Source organism: Pseudomonas agronomica (assembly GCF_025917275.1).
Taxonomy (GTDB): domain Bacteria; phylum Pseudomonadota; class Gammaproteobacteria; order Pseudomonadales; family Pseudomonadaceae; genus Aquipseudomonas; species Aquipseudomonas agronomica.
This window is the reverse complement of the sequence record NZ_JAOSHO010000314.1, coordinates 1-6105: the sequence shown is the minus strand read 5'-3', so window position 1 is coordinate 6105 and position 6105 is coordinate 1. Positions and strand designations below refer to the sequence as shown.

The window sequence follows — 6105 nt, the reverse complement described above, 5'->3', positions numbered from 1 at the left end:
TGGGGGGATCGGGTGTTGCAGATTGTCGCGGCGCGGATCAATGCGACGTTGCGTGAAGGCGATACGTTGGCCCGGCTCGGGGGTGATGAGTTTGTGGCCGGGCTCGTGGGTTTGCACGCGGAGGAGGAAAGCGAGCCGCTGCTCAAGCGGATGTTGGCGGCGGCGAATGCGCCGATTGTGATTGGTGCGCAAAAAGTAGAGATCGCGGCGAGTATCGGGGTGGCGTTTTACCCTGAGCATGGGCATGAGATCGATGGGTTGATCAGCAAGGCGGATCAGGCCATGTATCTGTCGAAGAAGGCTGGCGGTAATCGCCTTGCGTTTTGTCCGACGCGGTTTATTTCGCTCAATAGCGAAGTCTGACGGTGCTGCCGACGGTGCGTTCGCTGCCGGTCATGACGCCGTAGTCGCCGGCGCCGAGCAGTGAGTAGACGGCGGTGATGTAGTTGCGGTCGAAGACGTTGCGCACCCAGCCTTCGACTTCCCAGGCACGGTCCTGGCTGCGCAGGCCCAGGCGCAGGTTGGTGAGGCCGTAGCTGGGTTGATAGCTGCCCTCGCCACCTTCGAGGGTGCCGTAGTAGCCGGTGCGGAAGCTGTAGTCGACGCCGCTGTAGAGTTCCAGGCCGTAGGGCAGCGGGTGGGTGTGGTCGAGGCCGCTGCTGAGGTTCCATTCCGGCGCGTTGTAGAGGCGGTCGCCGCTGAGGTCGCAGGTCCATTGGCCCGAGGCCGGCGGGCACGGGCCGTTGGGGAAGCTGCGGTAGCGCGCATCGCTCCAGGCCACGCCCAGGCGTCCGGTGAGTTGCGGGGTCAGTTGCCAGGCTGAATCGAGTTCAATGCCGCGCAGGCGAACTTTGCCGACGTTGATCAGGTTGTCCCGCAGCGGCGGCGCGAACAGCGATGTGGGCGGGCTGTAGGTGAGCGCCTGGTAGTCGTCGACGTCGGTCTGGTAGACGGCGAGATCGAGCATCGCGCGTTGGTCCCAGAAGCGCGTTTTCATGCCCACTTCCAGGGACGTGGCGCGTTCCGGCTCGAAGGTCGGCGCGGTGAACGGGCCGACCACGTCGAAGTTGATGCCACCGGCCTTGTAGCCCCGCGACCAGCTGACGTAGCCCATCACCGCATCGCTGAAGCGGTAGCTGGCGCTGAGCAGGCCGGAGACGTTGTCTTCCTTGATCGAGTCTTCTCGGTAATAAGCGCCGCCGAGGGCGATGTCCCGCAGCAATTGCCCACCTGCCTGGAACACCGGGGGCAAGCCGGTCAGCGGGGCGAGGTTGCTGGCATCGCGGGAGATCCAGCCGTCCTTGCGCTCCTGGCTGTAGCGCAGGCCGCCAGTGAGTTCCAGCGGGTCGATCGGGCGCCAGGAAAGTTGGCCGAAAACCGCTCGGCTATCACCCTTCTGCTCGCCGTCGTAGCGTTGCCGCGCACCGTCCAGCAACAGGGCCGGCACCTGGCTCGGATCAGTGATGTTGATGCCCAGTTTCTTCAGCTGTTCCAGTTGATCGCCGACGAACCAGGACGCGGCGTCCTTGCCGTATTCGACGTCGATCTGGCGGTCGAGTTGTTGGCGCAGGTAATACAGGCCGGCGACGTAATCGACGGACGAGCCGGCCGTGCCGGACAGGCGCCATTCCTGGCTGAACTGCCGATGGTCCAATGCGGCTTCGGATTGCATCACCGAGCGCGCGGTACTGTCGCCATCGCGGTCGGCGCGGTAATCCCAGTCGCGGTAGGCGGTGATGCTGGTCAAGCGCATCGCCTCGTCGAGGTCCCAGTTCAATTCCAGCGACACGCCGTTCTGCAAGGTGCGCGGATGGCCCGGGGCGTCGATGCGGGATTCGCGTTTGTAGGGGTCGGGCTCGGCCAACGGATAACCGAGGAATTTGGCGCGCTTGCGGGTTTGCTCGCCGTAGTGATTTACCAACAGGACGTTGCCGGCTTCGTTCTGCTCGGCGTAGTCGGCGATCAGGCGGGCGCTGAAGTCGCTGTTCGGCGTCCACAGCAATTGGCCGCGCAGGCCTTGGCTGTCAGCGTCGCCGAGGCGGCTGCCGTCTTGCAGGTTTTCCACAGAGCCTTCGCTGGAGCTGTCGAACACGTTGAGTCGGCCAGCCAGCACGCCGTCTTGCAGCGGCCCGGACATCGTGCCGCGATACTCCCGCAAACCGCGCTCGCCGTAGCTGGCTTCGAGGTTGGCTTCGGGCTGGAACGTCGGCTGGCGAGTGACGATGTTCAGTGCGCCGGCGGTGGTGTTCTTGCCGAACAAGGTGCCTTGGGGCCCGCGCAAAACTTCGATGCGTTCGATGTCCATCAACTCGGTGAAGGCCATGCCCTGGCGCGCCTGGTAGACGCCGTCGACGTAGGTGCCGACGCTGCCTTCCAGGCCATCGTTGTAGGCCGTCGCGCCGAAGCCGCGCAGGCCGAAGCCGGCATAACGGGCGTCGTGGCCGGAAACCACCAGGCCGGGCACCCGTTGTTGAATGTCTTGCAGCCGGTGCAGTCCGGCCTCGTCCAGTTGATCACCGTAGAGGACATTGATCGGGATCGGCACGTCTTGCGGGTCTTCTTCGCGCCGGCGCGCGGTGACTGTGGTCGCATCGAGCGTGAGGGCGCTGGGCGCCTCCTGTTCGGCCTGGGTCGACGCCCAGGGCAACGCTGCAAGACCGCCAAGCAAGAGCAGCCGATAACCCAGACCCGGCATGCTAGAACTCCCGAGCCATTGCGCGATGCGCCGTGTCCTGGCAAACCAGCGTCTTGATCCGCGCCAGCAACTCGCGGCTGTCGGCGGGCTTGAGCAGCACCGCGTCGAAGGCCAGGTCTTCTGGGTAACCTTCCGGCTTGCGTGGCGGGATCGCGGAATAAAGCATCACGGGCAAATCATGCTCACGGTCGCGCACCTGTCGCAGCAGTTCCCAACCGTCCATGCCGGGCATCATCTGATCACTGATGAGCAGGTCGACCGGTTGTCCGGCCAGGCAGGCCAAGGCGTTTTCGCCGCTGGCCGCGATGCTGACGTCGAAACCGTAGCCGGCCAGCAGGTCGTAGAGCCATTCGCTGTTCTGCTCGATGTCGTCCACCAGCAGCACGTGTTTGCCCTCGCCATCGAGCGGCGTGACGTTGTTGTCGACGATGCCGTTTTCCAGCTCGTATTCTTCGGCGCATTTGAGTTGCAGGCGAAAACTGAAGTGGCTGCCCTGCCCCGTGGCCATAGGTTCGAGGCGGCTGTCCATGCGTTCGAGCAATTGGCTGACGATGGACAGGCCCAGCCCGCTGCCCTCATAGCGCTGGGCATTGCGGCCGCGGCGGAACGGTTGCAGCAGTTGTTCGAATTCATGCGGGTCGATGCCGATGCCGGTGTCGATCACGCTGAAGCGCAGTTCCACGGTGTTTGCGGTTGCACCCGGGCCACCGTTCACCTCGAAACGAATCTGGCCGTTGCGGGTGAATTTCGCCGCGTTCGCCAAAAGGTTCATGAGCACCTGCCGAAGCCGTTTGAAGTCGGCCTCCACCAGCGGTGGCAGGTCATCCGCCAGTACCGCGTTGAAGCTGTTGCCCTGGCGTGCGGCGAGGAAGCCCGCTTCGTCTGCGATCTCTTGGAGGAAGCCGTACAGATAACCCGGCGCGAGGGCCAGTTGCATCTGCTCCAGCTCGCCCCGGGAGAACTCGAGCATCTCGTCGATCAGCTCCAGTTGCTGGCGGGCGTTGCGCTCGATGGTGGCTGGGTAGTCGCGGTTCGGCCCGGCGTGCAGCAGGCGCGCGTAATCGATGATGCGCACCAGCGGCGAGCGCAGGTCGTGGCTGATCCGCGCCATCAACGCACTGCGCGCCTCGAGGGATTCGCGCAACTGCGAGGTGCGCAGCGCCACGGTGCTTTCCAGGCGTTCGTGCTCGGCCTGGCGTTGTTGTTCGAGGGTGGACAATGCGTGCCTTTCCCGGTGACGGCTGCGAGCGACTTCCATGACCAACGTACAGACCAGCAACACCACGCCCGGCAGGGTCGACGACAGGCTGTATTTACTTTCCGGCGATTGCCAGGGCAACTGTTCCTGGGGGAAGAAAATCCGCATCAGCAATTGCGCTAGCAACAGCCCAGGCACCAGCCATGCCATCCAGTGGTAGGCCAGTCGCCTGCGCCATGCCATGAACAAGGTGGGGAGCAGCGCGCCGTAGAAACTCAACAGCGATATCTGGACGATCTGCGGGCCCTGGACCGGATCGACCTCGAGCCACCAGAGTCGGCCGATGACACAGCCCAACAGCGGCACCCAGTAGCTCCAGCCAATGATCTTGGACAGTTGGGAAACCTGCAATAGCACGCGCATGTAGGCCAGGAACAGGACGATCGAGGTTGCACTGGCGAAGGTCAGCAGCTCGCGTGTCCAGCCCAGTGCGCTGGGCCAGTAGATCAGGTAGCCGTTGAGGATGCAGCTCAGCAGGATGTAGCTGAGTACCGCGCCGGCATTCACCGTCAGCAGTCGGGAGCGCAGGATCCTGCCGACGATAAAGCCGAACGGCACCACCAGCAGGACAATACCGAGGGCGAGCCCGTCACTCAGGTACGTCTGTTGCTGACTGCGCAGCAGCGCCGGCTCGGACCACAACTCCGGCTCCAGCAGCATCTGGAAGTTGCTCGCCACCCGCACGAACACCGTGGTGCTCTCCCCCGCCGCCAACGACACCGGGAACGCCGGTTGACGCGCTGCCGGCCGGGGCCATTCGGCCAGGGGATAGGCGGCTCCGCCGTGGGCTTCCTGCCCCGGTTGGTAGACACGAATGTCTTCCAGGCGCGGCGCGCCGATCACCAGCAGGCGCGAACACGCCGCAGCGCTTGAGTTGGTCAGTTGTAATTTCAACCAGAAGGCCGAGCGACTGTAACCCTGCGTCGGCCAGCCGGGGGTTGCGACCTTGAAATCGGCGTCAGGCCGTTGCGCGATTTCATCCAGGCTCAGGCGTGCCTGGGTGTCTTCGAAAATCTGCACCACCGGCATCAGGTTCAGATAGTCGGTGCGGCAGATATCCACAGGCGCCGCACGCAGCACGCCTGTGGATAACATCACGGTAGTCAGCAACAGAAGTTGTAGAAGCCGCATCAGGCGCGCCCGGCCGACTCGGTTTCAACGATGCCCAGGGCTTGCTGGCGAAACTGGCTGGGCGTCATGCCGATTCGCTGGCGGAAGGCGGTGGTGAAATTGCAGGCGTTGCGAAACCCCACCAGCTCGGCGACGTCCTGCACGCTCATGGCGCTTTCGCAAAGCAGGTCCTGGCCGCGCCGCAATCGCGCGTCGCGAATGTAGGCGAACACGGTCATGCCCAAGTGCTCGCGAAAGATCGCGGTGAGACGTTTTTCGTGGGTGCCGACCTTTTGCGCGAGGACGGCCAGGGACGGCATGTCGTCCAGCTGGTTTTCAATCACTCGCATCGCCGCGCGCAGGACGATTTCATCGCCTTGCGGTTCCGGATCGGCCGGGCGTTGAGCCATCGCCGACGGCGCGCGCCAGGTCAATTGCAGGTGGATCTTGATGCGTGCGAGCACTTCTTCGGGGGCGCAGGATTTGGGGATGTAGTCCACCGCGCCCACGGTCAGCCCTTCCAAGCGCTCCAATGATGTGTTGGCCGAGGACAGGAACAGGATCGGCGTGTGTCGGGTCGCTGCTGCCTCGCGCAACAGCCGGCACAGGCTGAAGCCGTCCATCTGTGGCATGTGCACGTCCAGGACGATCAGGTCGGGGCGCAGGGCCAGGGCCCGTTGGTAGCCCTGATAGGCGTCGCTGGCGAGAGAAATGCGCCAGGGCTGGTTTTTCAGGAGAACGAGCGTGGCGCGGATGTCTTCGGGGACATCGTCGATCAGCAGGATATGCGGCAACGGCTCGGACGCTACCGCGCCCCCCGCTGTCGCCGACTGCCTTTGGTCTCGCCCGTTGTCCATTCGCCAGCTCTCTTGTCGTGTTTAGCCAGGCCACTGTCACGAAGCTGCCGGGCGAAAATCACGTATCGGGCCAGCAACAAGTCGATATAACGGCAGATCAGGCGAGAACTGAAGCTATCAAATTTTTATGGGGCGATAAACGGTCGTTCCGTGTAGACACTGTGTGAGCTGCGTAGGAGCTGCGT

At 63.8% G+C, this 6105-nt stretch carries 4 protein-coding genes; 1 reads left to right on the top strand and 3 read right to left on the bottom strand.

Features of this window, described 5'->3' with window-relative positions:
- Positions 1-363 (top strand): diguanylate cyclase domain-containing protein (locus OC610_RS19275; protein WP_264429906.1); only part of this gene is annotated, 363 nt, incomplete at its 5' end.
- Here OC610_RS19275 and OC610_RS19270 read toward each other — a convergent pair.
- The 3 genes from OC610_RS19270 to OC610_RS19260 are packed head-to-tail and all read right to left on the bottom strand — an operon-like array spanning position 347 to position 5920.
- Positions 347-2695 (bottom strand): TonB-dependent receptor, encoded by a 2349-nt coding sequence (locus tag OC610_RS19270; RefSeq protein WP_264429904.1) that lies wholly within the window; start codon positions 2693-2695, stop codon positions 347-349. The two genes, OC610_RS19275 and OC610_RS19270, sit on opposite strands and share 17 nt — an antisense overlap.
- A gap of 1 nt (position 2696) precedes the next feature.
- Complete coding sequence (locus OC610_RS19265; protein ID WP_264429901.1) at positions 2697-5084, bottom strand: hybrid sensor histidine kinase/response regulator; 2388 nt, start codon at positions 5082-5084, stop codon at positions 2697-2699.
- Entirely contained in the window at positions 5084-5920 is an 837-nt protein-coding gene (locus OC610_RS19260) for a response regulator transcription factor (protein ID WP_264429899.1), read from the bottom strand. The genes OC610_RS19265 and OC610_RS19260 overlap by 1 nt, the downstream gene beginning before the upstream one ends.
- Between the last annotated feature and the right edge of the window lie 185 nt (positions 5921-6105).